The organism is Nocardiopsis endophytica, assembly GCF_027706725.1.
Lineage (GTDB): Bacteria > Actinomycetota > Actinomycetes > Streptosporangiales > Streptosporangiaceae > Nocardiopsis_A > Nocardiopsis_A endophytica.
In genome coordinates this window covers 65,572-88,015 of record NZ_JAQFWQ010000007.1, presented here as the reverse complement: position 1 = coordinate 88,015, position 22,444 = coordinate 65,572, and the positions used below count along the sequence as shown (strand labels likewise).

The window sequence follows — 22,444 nt, the reverse complement described above, 5'->3', positions numbered from 1 at the left end:
CTCGGTGCCCTCTTGGTGCCCTCGCGCTTCACTCCGCCCTCGTGCCGCCCCGGAAAAACCACGTGCACTGCCGCCCGCCGGGCCGCTATGGTCGGGCCATGCACTTGCAGATCTACGGCTGATCGCGAAGCCGCCTGACGCGGGGCGCCCCACGCCGCCCCTTCCGGGCCTCTTCCGGAGCCATTCCCATCCCGTATGTCCGGCCTCCCGGCCGTGCCCTCGGCATGCCCGCAGACCGCCGGGACCCCGGACGCGACCGATCAGTCGTAGACCTGCATTGGAGTACCCGTGCACCGCAAGCGCCTTCACATCGCCATGGTCGGCATCCCGGCCATCAGCCACGTCATCCCGAGCCTGGAGGTCGTCCGCGAGCTCGCCCGGCGCGGCCACCGCGTCACCTACGCCAACGACCCGCGCATGGAGGAGCTGGTCACCGGGGCGGGCGCCGAGCTGGTCCCCTACACCAGCACCCTCCCGGTCGACGACCACTCCTGGCCCGAGGACCCCATCGCCGCCTCGGAGCTCTTCCTCGACGACGCCAAGGCGAACATGGCGGCCATCCGCGCCGCCTACGAGGACGACCGCCCCGACGTGTTCCTCTACGACATCGCGGGCTACCCGGCCCGCGTGCTCGCCGAGAACTGGGGCGTGCCCATCGTCCAGCTCTCCCCCACCTATGTGGCCTGGAAGGGCTACGAGGAGACGGTCGGGGAGCAGGTCAAGGCCCTGCCCGGGGCCGAGGAGTACCTGGAGCGCTTCGACGCCTGGCTCGCCGAGCAGGGGGTCGAGACGGACAGCGGCGACTTCGCCGGGAAACCGCGCCGCGCGCTGGCCCTCATCCCCCGCGCCATGCAGCCCTTCGCCGACACGGTCGACCCCGGCGTCGTCTCCTTCGTCGGCCCCTGCGTGGGCGAGCGGGCCGAGCAGGGCGAGTGGAGCCCGCCGCCCGGCGCGGAGGGCAAGCGCATCCTGCTGGTGTCCATGGGCAGCGCCTTCACCGAGCTGCCGGGCTTCTACCGGAAGTGCGTCGCCGCCTTCGGCGGTCTGCCCGACTGGCACGTCGTCCTGCAGATCGGCCAGAAGGTGCGTCCCGAGGAGCTGGGCGAGGTCCCGGACAACATCGAGGTGCGCTCGTGGGTGCCGCAGCTGGCCATCCTGCGGCAGGCCTCGGCGTTCGTCACGCACGCGGGGATGGGCGGCTCCAGCGAGGGGCTGGTCTGCGGTGTGCCGATGATCGCGGTGCCGCAGTTCGCCGACCAGTTCGGCAACGCCGACACCCTGCAGGCCCAGGGCGTGGCGCGGCGCATCGACACCGAGGACGCCACCGCCGACGCGCTGCGGTCGGCCCTGGAGGAGCTGACCTCCTCCGAGGAGGTGGCCGCCCGGCTGCGCGGGATCCGCGCCGAGCTGGAGACGCAGGGCGGCACCCGCGTCGCCGCCGACCTCATCGAGGCCGAGGCGGAGGCCGACCAGTACGGCCGGCGCGGCTGACCGCGCGCGTCCGACCGCACGGGGCGGCGCCGGGGTCCGTCCCCCGGTGCCGCCCCGCCCCCTTTCGCTCCGCGACGCGCCCGGCGGCTCCGGCTGCCGGGCGCCGTCGGCGCTCCCGGTTACGGTGGCCCCGGGCGGGACCGCGGTCAGGGGCGGTCCGTGGGCAACGGAGGCGCCGATGATCACCACGATCGACCTCGCCGTGCTGTACGTGCGCGACCAGGCCGCCACGGTCGACTTCTACACCCGCGTCCTGGGGTTTCACACCGTCAAGGACGCGGAGATGTGGCCGGGCGCCCGCTGGATCGAGATCGCCCCGCCCGGCGGGGGGCACGCGCATCACCGTGCACACCGCCTCGGAGTTCAACCGCTCCCCCGGTCAAGGCGCCTACCTCACCCTGGCCTGCGACGACGCCGCGGCCACCGCCCGCGAGCTGCGCGAGCGCGGGGCGACCGTCACCGAACCGGTGACCGAGCCCTGGGGCACCTACCTATGTGTCGCGAGAGTGCTACCGGCTTCAGCCGGTAGGTGAATCGCCCCACCACCCTCCCGTAACCGGCCCGGGGCGCTGCTGCTGCTGGATGTAGCGCTTGACCACGGCCAGCGGAGCACCACCGCACGATCCCGCGAAGTACGACCCCGACCAGAACCTCCCGTGCATGATGTTGCGGTTCACCTGGCAGGTGAACTCCCGCCGAAGATAACGAGAGCTAACACCCTTCAAGCTGTTCACCAGCTTCGAAAGGGCAATCTTCGGCGGGTAGTGCACCAGGAGGTGGACGTGGTCGCGCTCGCCGTTGAACCGCTTCAGCTCTGCACCGAAGTCGGTGCACACGTCGCGCATGATCTCCTCGCAGCGCGTCAGCATCTCGGGCGTGAACACCTCCCGCCGGTACTTCGTGACGAAAACCAAGTGAGCGTGAAGGTTGTAGGCAACGTGCGCACCCCGGCGTACGTCGGGGCTCTGTTCCCATCGCGGTGACATGAACCAATGCTACGATGCGCCTTGGACATGGGGAGGTGGCACGTGAAGCGCGAACGCGGCCACAAGGCGCGTCTGTACCCCGGCCCCGACCAGCTATCGGCGCTGGAAGGCCAGGGGCATGCGTCGCGTGCCATGTGGAACCTCCTCCACGACTGGTGGACCATGGCCAACGAGAACCGGCGGGTATCGCTGAAGGACGCCGACACGGCCATCCGCCAGGCCCGCAAGGACATCGGCTGGTTGTCCGACCTTCCAGCCCAAGCTGCCCAAGCGGTGCTGAAGACGTACTTCCGGGCATGGGTGAACTGCTGGGAAGGACGCGCCGAGGAACCGACGTTCAAGGCGCGGTCCCGCTCCCGGATGGCCATCGACGTCCCCCAGGGGCGCGACCTCGGCATCAGGAGGATCAGCCGCCGATGGGGCGTGGTGAAGGTTCCCAAGGCCGGTGTGATCCGGTTCCGGTGGACCAAAGACCTCCCGGTCGGCAAGCACGCCGACGTGGAGAACAGGGTGACCGGTGCCCGACTGGTGAAAGAGGCCGGCGGGTGGCATGTGGTGTTCCGCGTGCGCACCGAGGTGAAGGAACCGGCCCCGCATGTCGGCCCAGGGGTCGGTATCGACCGGGGAATCGCCGAACCGCTGGCGCTCTCAGACGGCAGCTTCCGCGAACACGTTCCCTGGCTGAGCCGGGGTGAGACGGAGCGCCTGCGCCGGTTGGAGAAGAAGAAGGAACGCCAGCGGCGTTCCCGCGAGCCGGGAGAGACGACCTCAAACCGGCTCAAGCGGACCTATGGCCAGATCGCAGGTGTGCGCGCGAGAGCCAAGCGACGCGCCCTGGATTGGCAGCACAAGACCACCACCGCACTCGCCGAGACCTTCGGCGTGATCGGGGTGGAACGCCTGAACATCACCAACATGACCAGGTCGGCCAAAGGGACCTTGGACAGCCCGGGTACCAGCGTCCGTCAGAAGGCCGGATTGAACCGGTCGATCAGCAAAGAGGCGTGGGGGCGAACGGTCACCCTGCTGGAGTACAAGCTGTCCGACCGGGGCGGCCACCTGGTCAAGGTGCCCGCCCCCGATACCTCGCGCCGTTGCTCGGTATGCGGGTTCATCACCCCGGGCAGCCGGGAGTCACAAGACCGGTTCGTGTGCAAGGCTCCCGGATGCGGGCACGCCGAGAACGCAGACACCAATGCCGCGCGCAACATCGGACACGCGGCAAAGCGGGAAGCGCCCCAGGATATTGCGGGTGCCAGGACGTGGAGCCTTCGGGGGGACCCGGGCGACGAAGCGTCAACCACCAGCGGCGGGCATGGCCCGTTGGCTGGATTCTCCCGCCTTTAGGCGGGAGAGGATGTCAACTGGACACGGCCATGCCCCTGGGGGTGATGGTGATCCTCGCCGCCTACACCCTGCGCGGGGCGGACTGGGGCGCGGCCTCCTCGCTCGTGCCCACCGTGCTGGCCCTGGCCGTGACCGTCGGGCTGCACCTGTGGCTGCGCAACGCCGTGACCAGCACTTTCGCGGGGACGGCGGTGTACGTCGCCCTGCTGGCGCTGGTGTTCTGAGGCGCCGTCCACCCGCGCAGGCGGCGTCCGCGCGCCGCCACAGCGCGCCTCCTCGGCGGCCGGGGGCGACGGAGAATACCGTCGGATGCGGGCGTGGCCCGGTGAAGGGCCGGCCCGCAGTGCAGCAGGCCGAGGAGGGGCACGTGGGTACCGTGGACGAGATCTCCTGCAGCGTGACCGTCGATGCGCCGCCCAAGAGCGTGTGGCGCCTGGTGACCTCCGCCGACGGGCTGCGCCGCTGGTTCGCCTTCGACGGCGCCGAGCTCGACCCGGTGCCGGGCGGCCCCACCGCCTTCACCTGGAAGGAGCACGGCACCTACCGGGGCGTGGTGGAGCGCGCCGACCCCGGCGAGGTCTTCGCCTTCCGGTGGTCCCTGGAGCCGGATGTGCCGCCCGAGCCGGGCCGCAGCACCCGCGTGGAGCTGAGGCTGCGCCCGGAGGAGGGCGGCGGGACGCGCGTGGAGCTGCGCGAGGGCGGCTTCGGCGCGTTGCAGGGGCCTGACGGGGTCCGGCACGACCACGCCGAGGAGAACGCGCGCGCGTGGAGGGTCGGCCTGGCCCTGCTGAAGGAGGCGGCGGAGGCCGACCGGCACACCTGAGGTGCGCGCCGCCCCCACGGCTTGACGTGCACGCCGACGGACCGGGTCCGGGGCAGGTAACCGAAGTCCAGCGCGCGGGTGGGCATGGTGACCACGCAGCCGTCGGCGTACCCGGCCGTGTCGGTGTCGGTGTCGGTTCCGGCGCGGATGCGGAACGGCGCCCCGAGGTTGACGGTGAGCAGCGCGGACGGCACCGGCGGCAGCGTCAGCCGGGCGTACGGGGGCTCCCCCTCCAGCTAGTAGAGGTCGTCGATCAGCCCGTCCAGCGGCGGTCGCGGCACTCTGGACACGTACGCCATTCCCACAGCATCGCCGACACGCCGCCGGTGGCGCGCGCCGGGACGGTCCGGCGGCTAGGCCCGGCGCTTGGGGACCTTGATCCGGTCCAGGTCCTGGGCCAGGACGATGGTGCCGTCGAAATGGGCGGCCGCCTCTTCGACGAACCTGGGCTCGTCGTCGACCTCGTAGCGCTCGGAGATGTGCGTGAGCACCAGCAGGCGCGCACAAGCCTCGGCGGCGATACGGCCCGCCTGCCCGGCGGTCAGGTGCCGGTAGTCCGAGGCGAGCTTCGCCTCGGAGTCCAGGTAGGTGGACTCGATGACGAGCATGTCGGCGTCCTCGGCCAGCCGGACGGCGTTGTCGCACACGCCGGTGTCCATCACGAACGCCATGGACTGGCCGGGGCGGGGGACCGAGCACTCCTCCAGCGTCACCCGGCGGCCGTCGGCGCCGGCCACCTGCCCCTCGCGCTGCAGGCGGCCGACGTCGGGGCCGGAGATGCCCAGGGCCGCCAGCCGTTCGGGCAGCATCCGCAGGCCGTCGGGCTCCTGGATGCGGTAGCCGAAGGCGGGCATGCGGTGGTCCAGAGGGAGCGCGGTGATCCTCAGGCCGTCGCCGTCGAGGGGGCAGGCACCGAGCCCGTCCACGGGCTGGGGGGTGATGACGTCGGTGTCGCCGAAGGCGGTGGCGTGGCGCAGCCGCTCCCAGTAGGTCTGGCCCGCGGCGGGGTAGGCGGCCCGCACGGTGTGCTCGACGCGGTCGCGGGCGATGCGCTGCACCACTCCGGGGACACCGAGGGAGTGGTCACCGTGGAAGTGGGTGATGCACAGGCGGGTGAGGTCGCTGGCGGCCAGCCCGGCGTAGCGCATCTGCCGCTGGGTGCCCTCTCCGGGGTCGAAGAGGATGCCGTGGTCGTCCCAGCGCAGGAAGTAGCCGTTGTGGTTGCGGCGCTTGGTGGGAACGGCGCTGGAGCTGCCGAGGACGACCAGTTCACGTACGGACATGGGGATGATCATTCCAGCACGGCCCGGGGCGGGCCACCGGGTTTCCGGCGGCCCGCCCCGGGCGCCGTGCGGGTCAGCAGCAGGAGCAGCCGTCCCCGCAGCCGCAGCCGTCGGCGCCGGTTCCGGGGGCGGCTTCGCCGGGGGCGACGGCGAGCGCCATGCCCCCGGCGGCGCAGCAGGCGTCGCCGCGCCAGGCCTCGACGCCTTCGCGCACGGCCACCGCGGCGATGACCAGCGCGACGACCGGGTCGGCCCAGGTCCAGCCGAGCACGGCGTTGGCCAGCAGGCCCACCAGCAGCGCGGCCGACAGGTAGGCGCAGAGCATGGTCTGCTTGGAGTCGGCCACCGCCGACGCCGAGCCCAGCTCGCGGCCGGTGCGGCGCTCGGCCAGCGACAGCAGGGGCATGACGGCCACGGACAGCGCGGCCAGGACGATGCCGACGGTGGAGGGCTCGGCCTCGGCGCCGGTGAAGGAGCGGAACGCCTCGAAGGTGACGTAGGCGGCCAGGGCGAAGAAGGAGACGGCGATCACGCGCAGGGCGCGGCGCTCGCGCGACTGGCGTACCGCGGGGTCGCCGGCGGAGAACTGCCAGGCCACGGCGAGCGCGGAGGAGACCTCCACGAGCGAGTCCAGGCCGAACCCGATGAGCGCCGCGGAGGAGGCGAGGGAGCCGGCGGTGATGGCGACGGCGGCCTCGACCAGGTTGTAGGCGATGGTCCCGGCCACGATCAGGCGGATGCGCCGGGTCAGCGTCTCGCGCCTGCGGTCGGGGGCGACGGTGCGGGCGGGCATCAGCAGCAGTCCTCCCCCTGTTCCGCGTCGAGGCAGCTCTTGTCGTTCTCCACGGCGATGACGGCCGAGCGCAGGTCGTCCAGGGCGTGGGCGAGCCGGGGGTCGGCGAGTTCGTAGCGCACCCGCCGCCCGGCGGGCACGGCGACGACAAGGCCGCAGTCGCGCAGGCAGGCGAGGTGGTTGGACAGGCGGGTACGGCTGACGCCGAGCACCTCGGCCAGGTCGGCCGGATGAGCGGGCGCGTCCCGCAGGGCGAGGAGGATGCGACAGCGGATCGGATCCGCCAACGCCCGCCCGAAACGGGCGAGGGCGTCGATGTCGGTGGCGATGCTCAGCATGCAGCCAACGATACAGGGATTCCTGGATTCACGAAACCATGGATTCATGCACTCATGGACGCTAGCTACCCCGAAGCCGCAGGAAGAAGAGGCCCACCGACGACGGAGCAGGCGCCTGCGGCGGCCGTCAGGTTCGGTAGGCGCCCCGCTCACGCGCCTCGGCCGTCCGGCGTGCGCATGGCCACCGTGATGAGCAGCGACGGCGGAAGTCGGGCGGTTCCCGGCGCTGCGTGCCGTCCGTCCGGCCGCTCGCGGTCCTGGCGGCAGACCTGGCCCCCGCTCAGGGGCCCCAGCCGGGTGGCGGGTCGGCGGAGTGTGAGCGGAATGGCGGCGACGAAGAGAGGTCGGCGGCCCTTACGGCGGCGCTGTCGGCCGTCCGGCGCGTGGGTGGTCGCCGCGGAGGGCGGCGACGGCGACAGCGGGGTGGTTCCCAGGCGCGGTCTGCCGGGCGGCGGACCCCTCGCGGTGCGGGTAGGCGGCGCGACGAGGAGGGCGGGCGCTCGCCCGCGTTCGTGGCGGCCGCCGGGTCGGCGCCCAGGCGGCACGTACCGGGCATATCGGACACCAGGAGAGGGGGTCGGGCATCCAGCGTCGTGGAATCGACGCTTTTCGGCAGATCAGGTGTCGGTTTCACCACTCAAGATGCCGCCGCTCCCCTCGGCGATGATCTCGACGAAGGTGCTGTCAAAACCGCCGGAATGACAGCACCTTCGTCGAGATCATCGCCAGGAAGGGCGCACCGGGCCGGCGGCCGCCACGAGCGCGGGTGACCACCCGCCCACCCGCTCGCCGCCGCCCGGACCGCGAGGAACCAGCCGGACGGCAAGCAGCGCCCGGGAAGCGCCCCGCTCACTCCGTCGCTGCCCTTCACGGTGACCGCCCGCACGCCCGGCGCCCGACAACGCTGCGGGAAGGGCCGCCTGCCTCCGTCGTCGCCGCCCTTCCCCCGGCACTCCGACGGCCCGCCGCCCGGCCAGGGGGCGTGAGCGGGGTACCCGCTGTCCCGCCTCCCCGCACCGTGAGGGACTTGCCGCCTGGCAAGCAGGGCCGGGGAAGCGCCCCGCTGTCGCCGTCGCCGCCATCAACGCCGACCGTGCACACGCGCCGCGCCCGACAACGGTGCTGGAAGGGCCGCCCGCCTCCGGCGTCGCCGCTCTCCACCCGCACCCGCCGGCCCGCCGCCCGGACGGGGCCCGCAACCGGGATACCTGCTCAGCCGGACCGCAAGCGGACTGCCGCCCAGCAGACAGGCCCGGGAAACCACCCCGCTCCCCCATCGCCGCTGATCGCCCTGTCCATGCCCACGCCGGACGGAGCGCGCGCTCGGGCTCATGCTCCTTCGTGCCCGGGTGGAGCCCCTTTCACGGGCGGTAGGACAGGTCCGCAGGGAGGGGGCGGCGGTTGGCGGCGTCGTCGGCCAGGCGGCGCAGGGCCGCGTACGCCGCGCCCATCGGGCCCGGGCCCATGCTGATCCTCGCCACCCCGGCCTCCGCGAGCTCGTCCAAGGACGGGCCGTCCGCCCCGGCCAGGACGCTGACCGGGCCCAGCTCGGCCACCAGGCGCTCCACCACGGGGACCGAGGCCGCCCCGAGCACGAAGACGCAGTCGGCGCCCGCGTCCAGGTAGGCGCGGCCCCGCCGGACCGCCTCCTCCACCGGCAGGCCGTGGGCGAGGGCGTCGGTGCGGGCGTTGACCACGACCGGCACTCCCGCCGCCTCGGCGGCCGCGCGCGCCGCGCGCAGGCGCTCGGCCTGCTCGTCCACCGGTCGCAGCGCCTCCGCGCCGCCGTCGTCCCCCAGGCCGTCCTCGATGTTGCACCCGACCGCACCGGCGGCGACCAGCCGCCCCAGGCTCTCGGCCACCCCGTCCGCGTCGGCGCCGTACCCGCGCTCCATGTCGACGGTGACCGGCAAGGACACCGCCCCGCAGACGCGCCGCACCACACCTTCCAGCTCCGCGAAGGGCAGGTTCTCGCCGTCGCGCACGCCGTAGGCCGCCGCGACCGAGTGGCTGGCCGTGGCCACCGCCTTGGCGCCCGGGGTCGCGGCGACCACGCGCGCGCTGGCCGCGTCCCAGGCGTTCACCAGCACCAGCGGGTCGCCGGGCCGGTGCAGCTCCCTCAAGCGCTCGGCCTTCTCGGATCGCGTCGGGTCATCGGGTGTCACATCGTTCAGCACGGGCCGACCCTATTACGTGTCCGCCGGGTCGCCGCGGTGCAGGAGGCAGAACTCGTTGCCCTCCGGGTCGGCCAGCACCGTCCAGGGCGCGTCGTCGGGCTGCCCCACCTGCACCAGGGTCGCCCCCAGGCCCACCAGCCGCTGCAGCTCCTCCTCCGCCGTACTGCCCGCCGAAGGGCGCAGGTCCAGATGGAGCCGGTTCTTGACCTGCTTGCGCTCCCCCGGCGGCACGGGCAGCACGACGATGCCGAAGTCGCTGAGGGGTGCGCCCTCCTCCGGGACGAGCCCGATGCCCTCCTCGGTGTCCACGGCCACCGGCCAGCCGAGCGCGCTGCTCCAGAATCCGGCCACGGCACGGGGGTCGACGGCGTCGATGGACAGGGCGCTGAATCGGATTCCCATGAGGCGAGCCTAGGACGCACTGGAGACGGTGGGCCGTCCCGTCCGCCTCTGGTGCGGTGGCATAGCCTCACGGCCATGGAACGTATGCGGCTGCTCGGCGCACTCGGCGCCGAATGCGGGCGGCTGGGCGAGGTCCTGGCCGCGCTGACCGAGCGCGAGGCGGCGGCTCCGACCCGGTGCGCCCCCTGGGACGTGGCCGCCCTGGCCGCGCACACCGTCGGCGCCCTGAGCCGGGTGCAGACCGCCTTGGGCGAGGAGCAGCCACCGCGCGCCGAGGTGTCCGCCGCGGGCTACTACGCGCCCGACGCGCGCTTCTCCCCCGAGGTGGACGCCGACCGGATCGACAGCGCCGTGCGTGCCGCCGCCCGCCACGGCGACGCCGCCGAGCCCGGCCGACGGCTGCGGGAGCTGTGGGCCGACCTGGAGCCCCGACTCAGGGCCGAACCGCAGGGGCGGGTCGTGCGCACCCGCCACGGCGACGCCATGGCCCTGGAGGACTTCCTCCTCACCCGCGTCCTCGAACTCGTCGTGCACGGAATCGACCTCGCCGACGCCCTCGGGCGCGAGCCCTGGACCTCGGCCGAAGGCGCCGGTGCGGTCGAACTCCTGCTGTTCGGCGAGGCCGGGCGGCCCGAGGGCATGGACGCCCTGTCGGCGGTGCGCGCCGCCACCGGGCGCAACCTGGAGGGCGGGCCGACGGCCGAGGATCTGAAGGACTCCGGCGTCCGCTTCCTCGCCCTGGGGTGATCCGGGGGCGGCTCCGAAGGGGGAGGGAGCCACGGCCCCCGCGCCTCGCTCACCGCCCTTCGGCCAGGAAGTCCGCCAGCACCGCGGTGAGCCGGGCCGGCGCGTCCTCCTGCACCAGGTGGCCGCTCTCCTCCAGGACGTGGAGCCGGCCCCGGGGCAGGCGTCCCGCCAGCTCCCGCCCGCGGTCGAGGGGGAGCCACCGGTCGCGGGCGCCCCACACCACGGCGGCCGGGATGTCGAGCTCCCCGAGCCGGTCCTCGTACTCGGCGGTGTGGCGCGGATCGGCCTGTGCCATCTGGCGGTAGAAGGCCGGTAGCCCCTGCTCCCCCAGCCAGGGGCGGGCGAGCACCTCCAGGGTGTCGCCCCGAAGCTCCTGGTCGGCCGCGTCGGCGATGTAGGCGCGCACCAGGGCCTCGTGCAGGTGTTCGGGCAGCTGCCGGAAGGTGTCGGTCTCCCGGTTGACCAGCCGGAAGAACGGGCTTCCCCACGGCCCGGCCGCCACCGCGTCGACCAGGGCGAGCCTTCCGAACACCTTGCCCGAGAGCAGCGCCGTGCGCAGGGCCACCGCGCCGCCGATGTCGTGGGCGACCACGGCCGGGCGGTCCAGGCCCCAGTGGTCCAGCAGCGAGGCGAACACCTCCTGGTGCCCGGCCAGCGACACGTCCTGGCCCTCGTAGCGGTCCGAGGCCCCGTAGCCCGGCAGGTCCCACACGTAGACGGTGTGCCGGGCGCTCAGTGCGTGTGCGACGTCCCGCCAGATGTAGGAGGAGAACGGCCAGCCGTGCACGAGGACCACCGGGGTCCCCTCGCCCATGCGGGCCCAGCGCACCTGCCCATTGGCCGAGTCGAAGGTCCGATCCAGCTTCCAGTCGATTCCCATGGCTCCTCCGTTACTGTCTTTGCGGGATTGACGGTAACACTAGCCGTTACCGCTACTCCCGTAAAGGGGGTAACCTCTTCGCCATGGCCTACAACCGCCCGCCCGCCCCGGACGACCTGCTGGTCATCGAGGAGTTCTGCAACTCGGCGCGCTTCCTCTACGGAGAGGACTCCCTGGCCTCCCTGGAGACCGCCCGCGCCTGGCTGCACGACCACGGGCACGTCCAGGCCGGGTGCGCCCTCGACAGCGACGCACTGGCCTTCCTCGTCCGGGTCAGGGAGACCGTGCGCGGGCACCTGGAAGGCGGCGCGGACGCCCACGCCCGGCTCAGCGAGCTGTCGGGCCTGCTGCTGACGCCCCCGCAGTGGGACGAGCAGGGGCGCGCGCACCTCCCCGCGTCCGCGGGCGGCCCCGTGCGCGCCGTGGCCGCCGAGGTCGTGTCCGCCCTGGCGCTGGGCGACTTCGCCGGGCGCAGCGCGCGCATGAAGGTGTGCCGGTCGCCGGAGTGCCGATGGGTCTACTACGACCGCTCGCCGGCCAACAACAGCAGCTGGTGCAGCATGGACATCTGCGGGGCGCGCCACAAGATGCGCTCCTACCGCGACCGCCGCACATCCCAGGGCTGAGCCCGCACCGCGACCCTGAGCTCCGGGCGCTGACCCCCCGGCTCTGAACCCGCAGGGCCCGGGACCGCACGTGATGCGCAGGGCGAGCGCGCAGGGCCGGTGCTACCGGTCCCCGCGTCGCTCCATCCGGGCGGCGAGGCCGTCAAGGACGCACTCCACCCCGAACTCCAGTGCCATATTCCGTCCGGGCGCCTGCGTGTCGGCCATGGCGGACCTGGCCTCGGGGAACCTGTCGCCGTGCTCTTCCAGGACCGGCCCCATCGCCCGGGCGATGGCCCCCTCGGGATCCTCACCGCCCGCGGCGCTCTGCAGGGCCTCCGTGCGCACGTGCCCTGCCAGCAGCACCACCGCATCGAGCCGCTCGGGCCCGCTCAGCCCCGTGTGCGCCAGGGCCGACAGCGCGGCCTCCAGCCACCCCAGCTCATTGGGGCCCATCACCCTGGCCCCCACGGCCGCCTGGGCCAGCCACGGGTGCGCCGTGAAGAGCGGCGCGACGGCCAGGGCCCACGCGCGCAGCCGGTCCCGCCACCCCTCGCCCTCCAAGGAGGCGGGGGGCGGGCCGAACGCCGCGTCGACCATCAGCGCGGTCAGGTCCTCCCGGCCGGACACGTAGCGGTACAGCGACATCTTCGTGTACCCGAGGTCGGCCGCCACACGCTGCATCGACAGCCCTTCCAGGCCCTCGGCGTCGGCCAGGGCGACCGCCGCCCGGGCGATGCGCTCCAAGGTCAGCCCGGGGCGCGGCCCCCGCGCGGGCGCGCGCCTGGCGCCCCACAGCAGCTCCGCCGCCCGCACCGGCCCCGGCCCGGGCGCGCCCGTCCCGGATGCGCCGCCCGCACCGTCCGCCATCGGCCCCTCCTCCGCGCTTGCCGAAACCGTGTCTACCAGATACTAATTGTGTCCATCAGAAACCGTATCCAACGGACACGATTAGCGTGCAAGAGAGGCCACCATGCGCATCCTCGTCCACGGCGCGGGCATCGCCGGTCCCGCCGCCGCCTTCTGGCTGACCCGCGCCGGCCACGAGGTCACCGTCGTCGAACGCGCCGCCGACCTGCGCACCGGCGGCCAGGCCGTCGACTTCAAAGGGTCGGTGCAGATCGACCTGCTCGCGCGCATGGGCCTGCTGGAGCGCCTGCGCGCCCTGCGCACCCCGCCCACCGACCTGGTGCTCGTCGACGCCTCCGGCGCCCACCGCGCCACCATCCCCCACTCCTTCATCGGCGGAGAGCTGGAGGTCCTCAGGGGCGACCTGAGCCGGGTCCTCTACGAGGCCACCCGCGACGCCTGCACCTACGTCTTCGGCGACACCCTCACCGCGCTCGACGACACCGGCGACGAGGTCGCCGCCACCTTCCAGCGCTCCCCCGCCCGCACCTTCGACCTGGCCATCGGCGCCGACGGCATCGGCTCGACCGTCCGCCGCCTGGCCTTCGGCCCCCGCGAACACCACGTGCGCCACCTGGGCTACCACTACGCCCTGGTCGACCTGCCCGCCGGACAGGTCCCCGAGACCCTGCACGAGGGCCGCCCCGTGGCGCTGATGTACAACGAGCCGGGCCGGATGGCCTCCATCGGCGGCCCGAAGGCGCCCCTGTTCCTCGTCTTCGCCTCCGAGCCCCTGCCCGAGCGCAGGGACCGGCACCACGACGCCAAGGTGATCGCCCGCGCCTACAGCGGAGCCGGGTGGCGCCTGCCCGAACTCCTGAAAGGCCTGCCCCAGGCCTCCTCCATCCACTTGGACGCCATCGCCCGCGTGGACATGAAGGGCTTCACCCGCGGCCGCGTCGCGCTGCTGGGGGACGCGGCCCAGGGCAACACCTTGGGCGGCTTCGGGTCGGGCCTGGCCCTGGTCGGGGCCTACGTCCTGGCCGGGGAGCTGGCCGCCGCCGGGGGCGACCACCGGACGGCGTTCGCGCGCTACGACCGGATCATGGACCGCTACAGCAAGGTGGCCCGCAAGGGCAACGCCGGACGCTTCCTCGCCCCCAGGAGCTCGGCCGGGATCCGGCTGCGCGCCGCGCTGTTCTCCTCCGAGGCCGCCAAGCGCGCGATGCTGCGCTTCATCGACGACGCCGCCTCCGACATCGCCCTGCCCGGCTACCCGGCCCTGACCTCACCCTGAACCGCGTCGCCGGGCTCAAGCGCCTGCATCGCCGCCCCGGCCAGGTGAGGGAGCGGGCGGTCGGTCGCCAGAGCGAGGAAGGCGTCGAGGGCGGCGCGGAGCGGCGGCCCGTCGCTCGCCGAGCGCAGGACCGCGGTGACGGTGCGGACCGGGGCGGGGCGCACGACCGGGATCGCCGTCAGGCCCGCGGGCATCAGCACCGAGCACAGCCCCGGGATCACCGTGACCCCCATGCCGGCCGAGACGAAGGCCATCGCCGTCGAGGGGTCGTGGGCCTGCAGGCGGAACGGCGGGCTGAACCCCGCCGCGTGGCACGCCTCGACGAGCCGGGCGCGGCACGGCCCGTCGGGAACGTCGCTGTCGATCCACGGCTCGGCGGCGAGGTCCGGCAGGTCGATGGAGGCGTCGCCCGCGCGCGGGTGGTCGCGCGGCAGGACCGCCAGATAGGGGTCCTCGCACAGGCGGTGGGCGCTGAACCCCGGACCCGGGTCGAACCGGTCGGTCTCCACGGCGATCTGCAGGTCGGCGCGGTCCTCCGCGGCCGGGGGCAGCGTCTCGCTGAGCCGCAGGTCCAGGCGCACGCCCGGGAAGGCCTCGGAGATGCCGCGCACCGCCGACGGCAGCCAGGCGGCGCCGGCGGAGGCGAAGTAGGCGATGGAGAGCCTTCCGGTGCGGCCCGCGCGCAGGTCCGCGACGCGGGACTCCGCCTCCCCGAGCCGGGCGAGGAGTGCGTCGGCCTCGGCGGCCAGCGCGACCCCGGCCGGAGTGGGGCGCAGGCCGCGGCCGGCCCGCTCGAACAGCGCCAGCCCGGTTTCGCGCTGGAGCGCGGTGATCTGCTGGCTGACCGCGGACGGCGTGTAGGCGAGGTTGGCGGCGGCGCCCTGGACCGACCCGCTCGCCACGACGGAGCGGAAGACCCGCAGGCGGTGGATGTCGAGCATGCCCCGACCATACAGCGGAACTGAATGGTCCGTAAGGATTATTCGCTGGTGCTTCACCGATGACCGGCGCCACGATGGCACCATGTCCGAATCACGCCAGACCGGTGGGGCCGAGCCCGCCACACCGCCCCCCATGGCCCCGTCATCCGCGGAACTCCGCCCCGCGCCCCGCCACGCAGCACTGCCCGTCCTCGCCGCGGGGGTCACCGTCACGCTGTGGGCGTCGGCGTTCGTCGGCATCCGCGCCGCCGGGCACGACTTCTCCCCGGGCGCGCTGGCACTGGGCCGGCTGCTGGCGGGCGCCGCCGCCCTCACCGCGATCGTCGGCGCCCACGCCGCGTGGACCCGCCGCCCGCCCCGGCTGCCGCGGGGCCGCGTGCTGGCCGGGGCGATCGCGTGGGGCGCGGCGTGGTTCGGCGCCTACAACCTGGTGCTCAACCAGGCGGAGCAGCACCTCGACGCCGGGACGACGGCCCTGCTGGTCAACACCGCCCCCGCCCTGGTCGCGCTCTTCGCCGGGCTGCTGCTCGGCGAAGGGTTCCCCAGGCGCCTGCTGATCGGGGTCGCGCTCGCCTTCGGCGGTGTCGCGCTCATCGCCTCGGGCACCTCCTCGGGGATGGGCGACGGGGCGGGCGTGGCGCTGGGCCTGATCGCCGCGCTGCTCTACGCGGCGAGCGCGACCGGCCAGAAGCGGCTGCTCGACCACGTGGACGCGCTGACGCTGACGTGGATCGGCTGCCTCGCGGGCGTGGTGGCTGCGCTGCCGTTCGCCCCGGAGCTGTTCCGACAGGCGGCCGCCGCACCGCCCTCCGCGACCCTCACGATGGTCTACCTGGGCGTGTTCCCCACCGCCGTCGCGTTCCTCACCTGGGGGTACGCCCTGACATACGTGACCGCGGGCCGCCTGGCGGCGTCCACCTACCTGTCGCCGCCGCTGGTGATCGCCATCTCCTGGCTGGCGCTCTCCGAGGCCCCGGTGCCGCTCGCCCTGGCAGGCGGCGTCGTCTGCCTGGTCGGAGTCGCGGTGGCGACGAGGCGCCGCCGAGCGCGCGCAGCCACCCCGGCGGCGGCCGCCGAGCGGACCGGCCACAGGGCCGCGGCGCCCCCAGAGCCCACGCCGGCGCGCGGCCACGAGTAGTACTTCGTCGAGTTCCTGATCTCCGGGCTCGCTTCCTCCGTCGTGGACAGGTGGACCTGGCCGCTGTGGAGGAACTTCGTGAGGACCTCGACGCGCTCGGCGCCGAGGTTTTCGCGTCCGTCCCCCGCAGGGACACCCGGGCCTGGGGCAACTGCCACCTGCGGCCAGGCCGCAGCGGCCGGATGCTCCAATCGGCCGATCGTTGCTCGCGACCACACTGGTCAATGACCTTCGCCGAGTTCCGCGTCGACGGCTTCGGATCCAGGCTGTGCGGTTCCGGCGCCACGGCGCGTGGTGACGGCGGCCGCGCAGCGCGCGATCGCGCCTGCGGCGACGAACGCGGTCGTGTAGCCCGATTCCGCGGGCGGCCGGGCGTGGTCGCTGATGATGCCACGATCACGGCGGCGAGCACGGAGCCGAGAGCGCCGCCGACGGTGCGCAGGATGGTGTTGATGCCGATGGCCGCTCCGGTCTGCTCCTGGCCCACGGCACCGACGACCAGACCGCCGAGCGAGGCGAAGGCGAGGCCGGTGACGATGACACGGCGGTGACCGAACTGGTCACCGAGCCGCCCCGCCGCCGTCGGACCGCCTCGCGCGGGCCCGCCGGAGCCTGCGTCCGACGAACACCACAGCGGCCGTCAATCCGGCCAGAACCCACATCAGCGCCCCTCCTCGGTGCCCGTCGTCGCCGCGGCCAGCTGCTGACGGGCCCACGCGAGGGCGGCGGCTTGGTCGTCCGTGGCCGTGGTCGGGCAGCCCCACAGCTTCGCGCCGGCCCCGATCGCCTTGGCGTTGGCCTGCTGCGTTTCGGCCGAGACGACGAATGCGAGCCCGGCGCACTGCGCTCGCAGTCCCGGGCGCAGGGTCTTGAGCAGCCGCACCCGCTCGCCGACTCCGGCCAACCTGCGCGGCCTGCCCTCCGGCATCCGGACCACGGCGGCGAAGGGCTCGCGGCGCTCCAGCGCGGCCGTGAGCACGTCACCGAGACGGTGGGCCCCGGCCGCGGGATCGAGTTCCGACACGTCAAGGACGACCAGCGGCCACTGCCTGAGCGCCGTGTCGGTGATTCGGCTCATCCTCACTCCTCCTCGATGGCAAGCAAGGCGAGCCTAACTTATTCAAGACCAGTGGTCACTAAATGGTCCGGCCGGCTTCGTAGACTGGCGTCCGTGAAGGCGAGAACCCCCAAGCCCGGCCGCCCCGCGCGGCTGAGCCGTGAGCGGATCGTCGAGACCGCGCTCAACTGCGACCTACGGACCGTGACCATGCGCGACATCGCGGAGCGGCTCGGCGTCTCCCACTCGGCGCTCTACCGCTGGGTCGGCAACCGCGACGAACTCCTCGACCTGGTCGGCGAGGTCGTCGTCGAGCGCATCCTCCCGACGGCCGAGCCGACGGCCGACACCTGGCGGCCGTGGCTGACGGACCTCGCCTGGCGGATGCACGACCAGTTCCTCGCCGTGCCCGGGTACGCGGCGCACGTGGCGCTGCCGCACCGGCACAACGCACAGGCGTTCGGACGGCTACGCAACCGCGTCGTCTCGGCGTTCAAGCTCGCCGGCGCCTCCGACGACCTCGCCGAGCAGAGTTGGTACATCTTCGGCCAAGGCGTCGTGCAGTGGCTGGGCGCCCGGCAGATGGGCCACGACCTCGGCCCGGACGCGCCCCGCTTCGACCTCTTCCTCGGCGTCCTCCTGCGCGGGCTGCCGGCGCGGGAGCCCGGTTCGTAGTTCTCCGACCAGGGCCACCTGGGAACCCTGCCCCAGAGCCCACGCCGACGCGCGACCACTGGACGGGTGACTCCGAACGTCCGCACCGGCCGCGGGCGTTCGGTCTCACTCGTCCAGCGCGCGCTCGCGGCGGCCGTCGCGCCGCCGCCGGAACTCCCCCGGCGTCAGCCCGAAGCGCTTGCGGAACGCCAGGTGGAACCCGACCGTCGACCCGTAGCCCACGCGCTCGGGCACCTTGCTCAAGGGGATGTCGCTCTCCCCCAACAGTCGCGCCGCCTCCTGCATGCGCCGCCCGAGCAGGTGCGCCCCCGGGGTCTCGCCCACCAGCCCTCTGAAGGCCGAGGCGAACGCCGACCGCGACATGCCCGCCTCGGCGGCCAGTGTCTCCAGGTTCCACGGCTCGGCGAAGCGCGTGTGCACCGCCAGCAGCGCGCGGGCGATCCCCGGGTGGCGCAGGGCCCGCAGCAGGGGCGAGGACACCCCCGCCTTCAATGCGGCCACCCGCAGCGCCAGCACGAACACGGTCTCGAAGGCGCGCAGCTCCACGAGCTCGGCCCCCGGAGCGCCTCTATCGGTGCCCGACGCCAGCCATTCCAGGGTCGCCTCCAGCAGGGGCTCGCCCGCCACCGCCACCGCGTCCAGCACCACCACGTCGGGAAGGGCCTGGTACAGCGGGGGCGCCGCCGCCTCGTCGTAGTGCAGCCCCCCGCACAGCAGACGCGCCGCCTCCCCGGGGCCGTCGATGCTGACCCGCCCGACCGTCCCGGGCCTCCGCCCGGGGAGCAGCGCGTCCAGCGGCACCGCGGCGCTCTGCGGCCGGTCGGCCACGACGTGCTCGCTTCCGTGCGGGAACACCGCCAGATCGCCCGGCCCGAGCGACAGCGGCGGGGCGCCGCCGGGCATGCTCACCACGCACGACCCCTCGCACATGTAGTGCACCACCGCGCACGGCTCGCGCCGCCCCTGCACGCTCCACGGCGCGCGCACCGACCAGTGGCTGGAGTAGACCCCGCGCAGGCGGACGGGCGCCAGCACGGCGCTGAGCAGGTCCTCCGAAGCGGGCGAATGGTCGGTCCCGACGGTGGCGTCTTTGGCTCTCATGGACGATCCTTCAACGGGATCGGACTCTCGTTCATCGACGGTACAGGGCGGCCCGGGCAGGCTGGAAGTCCCACGCGCGCCCCGGCCGCCGCCGGGACGCCCTTTCCGCGAGGACGAGGAGTCCGCCATGCACGCCGCCGTCGAGGAGATCACCGAGCTCCACCGCCACATCGAGGCCTGGCTCCGTGGGGAGGCCGATCCCGGGACGCTCGCGGACTTCCTCGGCATGCTCACTCCCGGGTTCCGGCTCCACGCGCCCGGCGGGGACGTCGTGGACGCCTCCGACCTGGAGAAGGGCTTCCCCTCGGCACACGGGAGCGCGCCGGGGCTGGTCCTGACCATCCGCGAGCCGTTCGTGGTGGCCGAGGGAGGCGGAGGGGACGGCGGTGTCGTCGTGGCCGCCTACGAGGAGCACCAGGAGTCCCCCAAGGAGCGCTCCGTGCGCCGCTGCACGGTGGTCTTCGTTCGCGATGCGTCGGCCCGCCACGGGCTGCGCTGGCACCACCTGCACGAGACCTGGATCGTCGCCCCCGAAGACGGGGACGCCCCGCCCCCAGGGGCAGGAGGCCTGAGAACCCGGGCGGCGGGTGGCTGCGGAGCCGAACGCGCGATGGTGTCCCGCTGAGGCCGCAATCGGCGAATCCGAGCGGATCCGGGCGGGTCCGGGGTTGCCTTGGAGTGTACTCCAGGGGCCAGCCTTCGGCCATGCGCTACACCACCATCGGAAGCGGGCAGGCCGCCCGCCGCGTGAGCTCCCTGTGCTTGGGCGCCCTGCCCTTCGGCACCACCGTCGACGAGGCGACGTCGTTCCGGCTGCTGGACCGCTTCGTCGAAGCCGGGGGCACCTTCGTGGACACATCCAACAACTACGCGTTCTGGGCGCCCGGCGGCCGGGGAGGCGAGAGCGAGTCCCTCCTCGGACGCTGGCGCGCCGCGCGCGGGATCGGCGACGAGGTCGTCGTGTGCACCAAGTCCGGCGCCCTGCCCAGCACGCCGGGCACCAGCTATGAGGACGGCTCGGACGGGCTGTCCCCCGCCGCCCTGGACACCGCCGCCGAGGCCAGCGCCCGCCGCCTGGGGACCGAGCGCCTGGACGTGCTCCTCGGGCACATCGAGGACCACCACACCCCCATCGAGAAGACCGCCGAGGCCTACGCCTCCCTGGCCGACCAGGACCGCATCGGCATCTGGGGACTGAGCAACCACACGCTGCCGCAGCTGGAGCGCGCGCGGGCCGCCGACACGGCCGCCGGCCGCCTGGGGGCGCAGGTGCTGCAGTACCGCTACAGCTATACGCGCCCGCGCCACTGGGACCCCATGGCCAACGGGCGGCAGGTGGCGGCCGATGACGGCATCCTGGAGTTCGTCCGGCGCGGCTCCCCGGTGTCCGGGCAGCCGGTGCTGATGGCCTACTCCCCGCTGCTCAACGGCTCCTACACCCGTCAGGACCGGCCCCTGCCCGAGGTCTACGACCACGCGGGGACGCACCGGCGCCTGGCGGCCCTGGACGAGGTGACAGCGCGCACCGGTGCCACCCGCAACCAGGTGGTGCTGGCCTGGCTGATGGCGCACGACGTTCCGGTCGTGCCGGTGTTCGGCGCCAGTACGACCGGCCAGCTGGAGGAGGCGCTGGAGTCGGCCGACCTGGAGCTGGCGCCGCAGGACCGCGAGGTCCTCGACGCGGCCGACCCTTCCCCGGACGTCTGAGGGCAGGGGCCGCCGGCTCCCTGGCCGTGCCCGGTGTGCCGCGACGCGGTGCACCGGGCTGCGGCCGCTTCACCGGACGGGCCGACCGAGCCGAGCCCCGAGGGCCTCGGCGACCGGGCGGCCGCCGGATCCGGCCGTCCCTTTTGTCGGGGAAGTGCGCTCCGTGTTCACGATCGTGCTGCTCAGTGACGGGGTTGTGATGTGTACGCGGCCGCAGAACCGGTATAAACCCCCCATTCCGTGCCCCCGACTCGTGGAAGGACACCGATGTCCCCACAGAGCGAGCGCCGCTCCCTCTGGCGCAGCTACCTGGAGTTTCCCCTGATCTGGAAACTCGCCATCGCCCTGGTCGCCGGCCTGGCCGCCGGACTGGCCCTCAACGCGCTCGGCGGCGCCGCGTGGGCCGGCCCCGTCCGCCAGGTCCTGGAGGTCCTGGGGCAGATCTTCCTGCGGCTGCTGCAGATGCTGGTGTTCCCGCTGATCATCAGCACCCTCATCGCCGGCGTCTCCTCGGTCACCCCCCAGCGCCTGGGGCGCATCGGCTTCAAGGTGTTCCTGTTCTACCTGGTCACCTCGGCGTTCGCGATCACCGTCGGCCTGCTCCTGGCGCTGGCGGTGTCCCCGGGCGCGGGGCTGAGCATGCCCGGCGACGGGGAGGAGGCCGCCGAGCGGCCCCCGCTGTCGGAGACGCTGCTCAACATCGTCCCCGAGAACCCCTTCCAGGCGCTGGTCGACGGCAACGTCCTGGCCATCATGCTGGTGGCCATCGTCTTCGGGCTCGCGCTGACCTTCATGACCGGCAGCGACGACGAGCGCGTGCGCGGCCTGGGGCTGTTCCTGCGGCGCGGCGTGGACGGCGCGGTCGAGCTGGTCTTCCTGGTCATCCGCGGCGTCCTGCAGTACGCCCCGGTCGGCGTCTTCGCGCTCATCGCGGGCGTCATGGCCGACACCGGTGTGGCGGCGATCCTGCCGCTGGCCAAGCTCACCGGCGTCGTCTACCTCGCCATCGCCCTGCAGATCGGCATCTACGTCCTGCTGCTGCTGGCCTTCCGCGCCAACGTGGGCCGGTTCTTCGCCGCCGCCAAGGACCCCATGGTCACCGCGTTCGTCACCCGCTCCTCCAGCGGCACCCTCCCGGTCTCCAGCCGGGCCGCCGAGAGGATGGGCGTGCACGAGGGCGTCTACGGCTTCAGCCTGCCCCTGGGCGCGACCATCAACATGGACGGCACCGCCATCTACGTGGGCGCGGCGACCGTGTTCGTCGCCAACATCGCCGGGGTCGACCTGACCATCGGCCAGATCCTGACCGTGGTGGCGGTGGGCGTGCTCGCCTCGGTGGGCACCGCCGGGGTGCCCGGTGCCGGTCTGATCATGCTGTCCATGACGGTGACCTCCACCGGGCTGCCCATGGCGCCCGTGGCCCTGGTCGCCGGGATCGACGCGATCCTCGACATGGCCCGCACCATGTGCAACGTCACCGGCGACCTGACCGGTACCCGCATCATCGCCGGCACCGAGAAGGGCATGCTCAAGGACCCCGACGCACCGCCGGAGCCGCAGGACGCGGCCGAGGAGGGCGAGGCCGGCGCCCGGCCCGGCGACGGGCAGGGCGGGACGCCCGAGCCGAAAGGGGCGTCCGCCTCCGAGGCGGGCGGATCGGCCGAAGGCGCCGACAAGGGCGGGACCGCCTGACCCCCGCCGTGTGACACGACCGCGGCCCCGGCATCGCGCCGGGGCCGCGGTCGTGGGTGGAGCCCACCGGCGGCGTCGCGCGCCTCTTGCGCGGCCCAAGGGCGCTCGGCGACCA

Annotated in this window: 24 protein-coding genes and 1 pseudogene; 14 read left to right on the top strand and 11 right to left on the bottom strand. The window is 73.6% G+C overall.

Going from position 1 to position 22,444, the window contains the following annotated elements; translation table 11 throughout:
• Positions 1-288 precede the first annotated feature (288 nt).
• The 3 genes and pseudogenes from O4J56_RS04295 to O4J56_RS04285 all read left to right on the top strand — a co-directional run bounded on the left by O4J56_RS04295 (position 289) and on the right by O4J56_RS04285 (position 2,024).
• Positions 289-1,491 (top strand): macrolide family glycosyltransferase, encoded by a 1,203-nt coding sequence (locus O4J56_RS04295; protein WP_270683754.1) that lies wholly within the window; start codon positions 289-291, stop codon positions 1,489-1,491.
• Between the two features lie 178 nt (positions 1,492-1,669).
• Positions 1,670-1,798 (top strand): annotated as a pseudogene (locus tag O4J56_RS04290) (VOC family protein); the annotation flags it as partial.
• A gap of 37 nt (positions 1,799-1,835) precedes the next feature.
• Entirely contained in the window at positions 1,836-2,024 is a 189-nt protein-coding gene (locus O4J56_RS04285) for a VOC family protein (protein WP_270683783.1), read from the top strand.
• On the opposite strand, the gene tnpA is transcribed toward O4J56_RS04285, so the two are convergent.
• Positions 2,010-2,477: an IS200/IS605 family transposase gene (gene tnpA / locus O4J56_RS04280; protein ID WP_270683753.1), complete on the bottom strand. Its 468-nt coding sequence runs from the start codon at positions 2,475-2,477 to the stop codon at positions 2,010-2,012. The two genes, O4J56_RS04285 and tnpA, sit on opposite strands and share 15 nt — an antisense overlap.
• Before the next feature lie 42 nt (positions 2,478-2,519).
• Here tnpA and O4J56_RS04275 point away from each other — a divergent pair, with 42 nt between their 5' ends.
• The 3 genes from O4J56_RS04275 to O4J56_RS04265 all read left to right on the top strand — a co-directional run bounded on the left by O4J56_RS04275 (position 2,520) and on the right by O4J56_RS04265 (position 4,647).
• Positions 2,520-3,824 carry an RNA-guided endonuclease InsQ/TnpB family protein gene (locus O4J56_RS04275; protein ID WP_270683752.1) on the top strand — a complete coding sequence of 435 codons (1,305 nt, stop codon included), beginning with the start codon at positions 2,520-2,522 and terminating at the stop codon, positions 3,822-3,824.
• A 29-nt stretch (positions 3,825-3,853) separates the two neighbouring features.
• Positions 3,854-4,048, top strand: a complete 195-nt coding sequence (locus tag O4J56_RS04270; RefSeq protein WP_270683751.1) for an AzlD domain-containing protein — start codon at positions 3,854-3,856, stop codon at positions 4,046-4,048.
• A 143-nt stretch (positions 4,049-4,191) separates the two neighbouring features.
• Entirely contained in the window at positions 4,192-4,647 is a 456-nt protein-coding gene (locus O4J56_RS04265) for an SRPBCC domain-containing protein (RefSeq protein ID WP_270683750.1), read from the top strand.
• Positions 4,648-5,000: 353 nt separating this feature from the next.
• Here O4J56_RS04265 and O4J56_RS04260 read toward each other — a convergent pair whose 3' ends face one another.
• The 5 genes from O4J56_RS04260 to O4J56_RS04240 form a co-directional block, all read right to left on the bottom strand.
• Positions 5,001-5,930 (bottom strand): ribonuclease Z, encoded by a 930-nt coding sequence (locus O4J56_RS04260; RefSeq protein WP_270683749.1) that lies wholly within the window; start codon positions 5,928-5,930, stop codon positions 5,001-5,003.
• A gap of 73 nt (positions 5,931-6,003) precedes the next feature.
• Positions 6,004-6,723 (bottom strand): cation transporter, encoded by a 720-nt coding sequence (locus O4J56_RS04255; protein WP_270683748.1) that lies wholly within the window; start codon positions 6,721-6,723, stop codon positions 6,004-6,006.
• Positions 6,723-7,061 (bottom strand): ArsR/SmtB family transcription factor, encoded by a 339-nt coding sequence (locus O4J56_RS04250; protein WP_270683747.1) that lies wholly within the window; start codon positions 7,059-7,061, stop codon positions 6,723-6,725. The genes O4J56_RS04255 and O4J56_RS04250 overlap by 1 nt, the downstream gene beginning before the upstream one ends.
• A gap of 1,361 nt (positions 7,062-8,422) precedes the next feature.
• Positions 8,423-9,238: an isocitrate lyase/PEP mutase family protein gene (locus O4J56_RS04245; RefSeq protein ID WP_270683746.1), complete on the bottom strand. Its 816-nt coding sequence runs from the start codon at positions 9,236-9,238 to the stop codon at positions 8,423-8,425.
• 12 nt (positions 9,239-9,250) lie between these two features.
• A complete protein-coding gene (locus O4J56_RS04240; RefSeq protein ID WP_270683745.1) occupies positions 9,251-9,640 on the bottom strand; it encodes a VOC family protein in 390 nt (129 codons plus the stop codon).
• A gap of 84 nt (positions 9,641-9,724) precedes the next feature.
• Here O4J56_RS04240 and O4J56_RS04235 point away from each other — a divergent pair, with 84 nt between their 5' ends.
• Positions 9,725-10,387: a maleylpyruvate isomerase N-terminal domain-containing protein gene (locus O4J56_RS04235; protein WP_408639081.1), complete on the top strand. Its 663-nt coding sequence runs from the start codon at positions 9,725-9,727 to the stop codon at positions 10,385-10,387.
• 49 nt (positions 10,388-10,436) lie between these two features.
• Here O4J56_RS04235 and O4J56_RS04230 read toward each other — a convergent pair whose 3' ends face one another.
• Positions 10,437-11,267 carry an alpha/beta fold hydrolase gene (locus tag O4J56_RS04230; RefSeq protein WP_270683743.1) on the bottom strand — a complete coding sequence of 277 codons (831 nt, stop codon included), beginning with the start codon at positions 11,265-11,267 and terminating at the stop codon, positions 10,437-10,439.
• A gap of 83 nt (positions 11,268-11,350) precedes the next feature.
• On the opposite strand from O4J56_RS04230, the gene O4J56_RS04225 reads away from it, so the two are divergent.
• Entirely contained in the window at positions 11,351-11,893 is a 543-nt protein-coding gene (locus O4J56_RS04225) for a CGNR zinc finger domain-containing protein (RefSeq protein WP_270683742.1), read from the top strand.
• 102 nt (positions 11,894-11,995) lie between these two features.
• Here O4J56_RS04225 and O4J56_RS04220 read toward each other — a convergent pair whose 3' ends face one another.
• Positions 11,996-12,742 carry a TetR/AcrR family transcriptional regulator C-terminal domain-containing protein gene (locus O4J56_RS04220; RefSeq protein ID WP_270683741.1) on the bottom strand — a complete coding sequence of 249 codons (747 nt, stop codon included), beginning with the start codon at positions 12,740-12,742 and terminating at the stop codon, positions 11,996-11,998.
• 103 nt (positions 12,743-12,845) lie between these two features.
• Between O4J56_RS04220 and O4J56_RS04215 the strand changes: the two genes are divergently transcribed.
• Positions 12,846-14,018, top strand: a complete 1,173-nt coding sequence (locus O4J56_RS04215; RefSeq protein ID WP_270683740.1) for an FAD-dependent monooxygenase — start codon at positions 12,846-12,848, stop codon at positions 14,016-14,018.
• On the opposite strand, the gene O4J56_RS04210 is transcribed toward O4J56_RS04215, so the two are convergent.
• A complete protein-coding gene (locus O4J56_RS04210; protein ID WP_270683739.1) occupies positions 13,994-14,959 on the bottom strand; it encodes a LysR family transcriptional regulator in 966 nt (321 codons plus the stop codon). The genes O4J56_RS04215 and O4J56_RS04210 overlap by 25 nt on opposite strands.
• A gap of 82 nt (positions 14,960-15,041) precedes the next feature.
• Here O4J56_RS04210 and O4J56_RS04205 point away from each other — a divergent pair, with 82 nt between their 5' ends.
• Positions 15,042-16,097 carry a DMT family transporter gene (locus O4J56_RS04205; protein ID WP_270683738.1) on the top strand — a complete coding sequence of 352 codons (1,056 nt, stop codon included), beginning with the start codon at positions 15,042-15,044 and terminating at the stop codon, positions 16,095-16,097.
• A gap of 661 nt (positions 16,098-16,758) precedes the next feature.
• Here O4J56_RS04205 and O4J56_RS04200 read toward each other — a convergent pair.
• Positions 16,759-17,175, bottom strand: a complete 417-nt coding sequence (locus tag O4J56_RS04200; RefSeq protein ID WP_270683737.1) for a hypothetical protein — start codon at positions 17,173-17,175, stop codon at positions 16,759-16,761.
• A gap of 93 nt (positions 17,176-17,268) precedes the next feature.
• Here O4J56_RS04200 and O4J56_RS04195 point away from each other — a divergent pair, with 93 nt between their 5' ends.
• Complete coding sequence (locus O4J56_RS04195) at positions 17,269-17,829, top strand: TetR/AcrR family transcriptional regulator (protein ID WP_270683736.1); 561 nt, start codon at positions 17,269-17,271, stop codon at positions 17,827-17,829.
• 105 nt (positions 17,830-17,934) lie between these two features.
• Here O4J56_RS04195 and O4J56_RS04190 read toward each other — a convergent pair whose 3' ends face one another.
• Complete coding sequence (locus tag O4J56_RS04190; protein ID WP_270683735.1) at positions 17,935-18,930, bottom strand: AraC family transcriptional regulator; 996 nt, start codon at positions 18,928-18,930, stop codon at positions 17,935-17,937.
• A 127-nt stretch (positions 18,931-19,057) separates the two neighbouring features.
• On the opposite strand from O4J56_RS04190, the gene O4J56_RS04185 reads away from it, so the two are divergent.
• From O4J56_RS04185 to O4J56_RS04175, 3 genes are all read left to right on the top strand, one after another.
• Positions 19,058-19,555 (top strand): DUF4440 domain-containing protein, encoded by a 498-nt coding sequence (locus O4J56_RS04185; RefSeq protein WP_270683734.1) that lies wholly within the window; start codon positions 19,058-19,060, stop codon positions 19,553-19,555.
• 80 nt (positions 19,556-19,635) lie between these two features.
• A complete protein-coding gene (locus tag O4J56_RS04180; RefSeq protein ID WP_270683733.1) occupies positions 19,636-20,637 on the top strand; it encodes an aldo/keto reductase in 1,002 nt (333 codons plus the stop codon).
• Positions 20,638-20,904: 267 nt separating this feature from the next.
• Positions 20,905-22,329, top strand: coding sequence for a dicarboxylate/amino acid:cation symporter (locus tag O4J56_RS04175; protein ID WP_270683732.1), 1,425 nt, complete (start codon positions 20,905-20,907; stop codon positions 22,327-22,329).
• Positions 22,330-22,444: the final 115 nt, after the last annotated feature.

Coding starts and splice junctions, on each gene's coding strand:
- O4J56_RS04180 (WP_270683733.1), top strand. CDS start 19,636: ATGCGCTACACCACCATCGGAAGCGGGCAGGCCGCCCGCCGCGTGAGC.
- O4J56_RS04185 (WP_270683734.1), top strand. CDS start 19,058: ATGCACGCCGCCGTCGAGGAGATCACCGAGCTCCACCGCCACATCGAG.
- O4J56_RS04260 (WP_270683749.1), bottom strand. CDS start 5,930: ATGTCCGTACGTGAACTGGTCGTCCTCGGCAGCTCCAGCGCCGTTCCC.
- O4J56_RS04205 (WP_270683738.1), top strand. CDS start 15,042: ATGTCCGAATCACGCCAGACCGGTGGGGCCGAGCCCGCCACACCGCCC.
- O4J56_RS04225 (WP_270683742.1), top strand. CDS start 11,351: ATGGCCTACAACCGCCCGCCCGCCCCGGACGACCTGCTGGTCATCGAG.
- O4J56_RS04200 (WP_270683737.1), bottom strand. CDS start 17,175: ATGAGCCGAATCACCGACACGGCGCTCAGGCAGTGGCCGCTGGTCGTC.
- O4J56_RS04215 (WP_270683740.1), top strand. CDS start 12,846: ATGCGCATCCTCGTCCACGGCGCGGGCATCGCCGGTCCCGCCGCCGCC.
- O4J56_RS04255 (WP_270683748.1), bottom strand. CDS start 6,723: ATGCCCGCCCGCACCGTCGCCCCCGACCGCAGGCGCGAGACGCTGACC.
- O4J56_RS04250 (WP_270683747.1), bottom strand. CDS start 7,061: ATGCTGAGCATCGCCACCGACATCGACGCCCTCGCCCGTTTCGGGCGG.
- tnpA (WP_270683753.1), bottom strand. CDS start 2,477: ATGTCACCGCGATGGGAACAGAGCCCCGACGTACGCCGGGGTGCGCAC.
- O4J56_RS04175 (WP_270683732.1), top strand. CDS start 20,905: ATGTCCCCACAGAGCGAGCGCCGCTCCCTCTGGCGCAGCTACCTGGAG.
- O4J56_RS04230 (WP_270683743.1), bottom strand. CDS start 11,267: ATGGGAATCGACTGGAAGCTGGATCGGACCTTCGACTCGGCCAATGGG.
- O4J56_RS04235 (WP_408639081.1), top strand. CDS start 9,725: ATGCGGCTGCTCGGCGCACTCGGCGCCGAATGCGGGCGGCTGGGCGAG.
- O4J56_RS04240 (WP_270683745.1), bottom strand. CDS start 9,640: ATGGGAATCCGATTCAGCGCCCTGTCCATCGACGCCGTCGACCCCCGT.
- O4J56_RS04190 (WP_270683735.1), bottom strand. CDS start 18,930: ATGAGAGCCAAAGACGCCACCGTCGGGACCGACCATTCGCCCGCTTCG.
- O4J56_RS04220 (WP_270683741.1), bottom strand. CDS start 12,742: ATGGCGGACGGTGCGGGCGGCGCATCCGGGACGGGCGCGCCCGGGCCG.
- O4J56_RS04270 (WP_270683751.1), top strand. CDS start 3,854: ATGCCCCTGGGGGTGATGGTGATCCTCGCCGCCTACACCCTGCGCGGG.
- O4J56_RS04210 (WP_270683739.1), bottom strand. CDS start 14,959: ATGCTCGACATCCACCGCCTGCGGGTCTTCCGCTCCGTCGTGGCGAGC.